This is a genomic window from Nocardiopsis sp. TNDT3 (assembly GCF_003427465.1).
GTDB lineage: Bacteria > Actinomycetota > Actinomycetes > Streptosporangiales > Streptosporangiaceae > Nocardiopsis > Nocardiopsis dassonvillei.
Genome location: NZ_QPFC01001380.1, coordinates 1 through 1,008 on the forward strand (window position 1 = coordinate 1; position 1,008 = coordinate 1,008).

Below are 1,008 nucleotides of genomic sequence, written 5' to 3' on the forward strand. Positions count from 1 at the left end.
GGACGGGCCCGGCCCACGGCCGCGAAACGACCTGGAAGACCCGAGCGAGAGGAAGAGGTGCGCCATGTCCGAGAGGGCCGCGCCCCACTACTGCCCCTACTGCGGCGACGAGGACCTCGTGCCCGAGGAGGGCGCCGCCGTCAAGGGAGAGGGCTACCCCTGGGCCTGCCTGTCCTGTGCCCGGGTGTTTCGGGTCAAGTACGTCGGGTTGCGCTCCGCGTCCTTCTCCGCGGGAGGCGCCCCCTCCAGACCGACGGAAGGGAACTCATGAACTCCACCACCATCACCCCCCTGGGCGGTCCCGAGCTCGCCGAGCGGGCCGCGCGCGAACTGGAGGAGGCCTCCGCCTCGGAGATCATCTCCTGGGCCGCCGAGACCTTCGGCGACCAGCTGTGCATGACCTCGTCCATGGCCGACGCGCTCATGGTGGACCTGGTCTCCCGGACGGTGCCGGGGATCGACGTCATCTTCCTGGACACCGGCTACCACTTCCCCGAGACCATCGGCACGCGTGACGCCGTGGCCTCCGTGTACGACATCAACCTCATCAACGTCGAGCCCACCCGCACGGTGGCCGAGCAGGACCTGGCCCTGGGCCCGCGCCTGCACGGGCGCGACCCCGGCATCTGCTGCCACCTGCGCAAGGTGGAGCCCCTCCAGCGGGCCCTGGAGCCCTACGCCGCGTGGCTGACCGGCCTGCGCCGGGAGGACTCGGCGACCCGCCGCGACACCCCGATCGTGCAGTGGGACCGGCGCCGGCGGATGACCAAGGTCAACCCGATCGCCCGCTGGACCCAGGACCAGGTGGACGCCTACATGGCCGAGAACGGGGTCATCGTGAACCCGCTCCAGTACGACGGCTACCCCTCGATCGGCTGCGAGCCGTGCACGCGGCGGGTGGCGCCGGGCGAGGACCCGCGCAGCGGCCGGTGGTCCGGCACGGGCAAGACCGAGTGCGGAATCCACGTGTGAGTGCGCCCTCGGCGGCCGGGCCGTGCGGCCCGGCCG

At 72.2% G+C, this 1,008-nt stretch carries 2 protein-coding genes; both read left to right on the top strand.

What is annotated here, in order from left to right; genetic code table 11:
• The first annotated feature begins 64 nt into the window (after positions 1-64).
• Positions 65-271 (top strand): hypothetical protein, encoded by a 207-nt coding sequence (locus tag DQW06_RS28065; protein WP_013153834.1) that lies wholly within the window; start codon positions 65-67, stop codon positions 269-271.
• Positions 268-972, top strand: a complete 705-nt coding sequence (locus DQW06_RS28070; RefSeq protein ID WP_013153835.1) for a phosphoadenylyl-sulfate reductase — start codon at positions 268-270, stop codon at positions 970-972. Before DQW06_RS28065 ends, DQW06_RS28070 begins: the two co-directional genes overlap by 4 nt.
• Positions 973-1,008: the final 36 nt, after the last annotated feature.

Excerpts from the sequence above, each read along its gene's own strand:
- DQW06_RS28065 (WP_013153834.1), top strand. The coding sequence starts at position 65 with ATGTCCGAGAGGGCCGCGCCCCACTACTGCCCCTACTGCGGCGACGAG.
- DQW06_RS28070 (WP_013153835.1), top strand. The coding sequence starts at position 268 with ATGAACTCCACCACCATCACCCCCCTGGGCGGTCCCGAGCTCGCCGAG.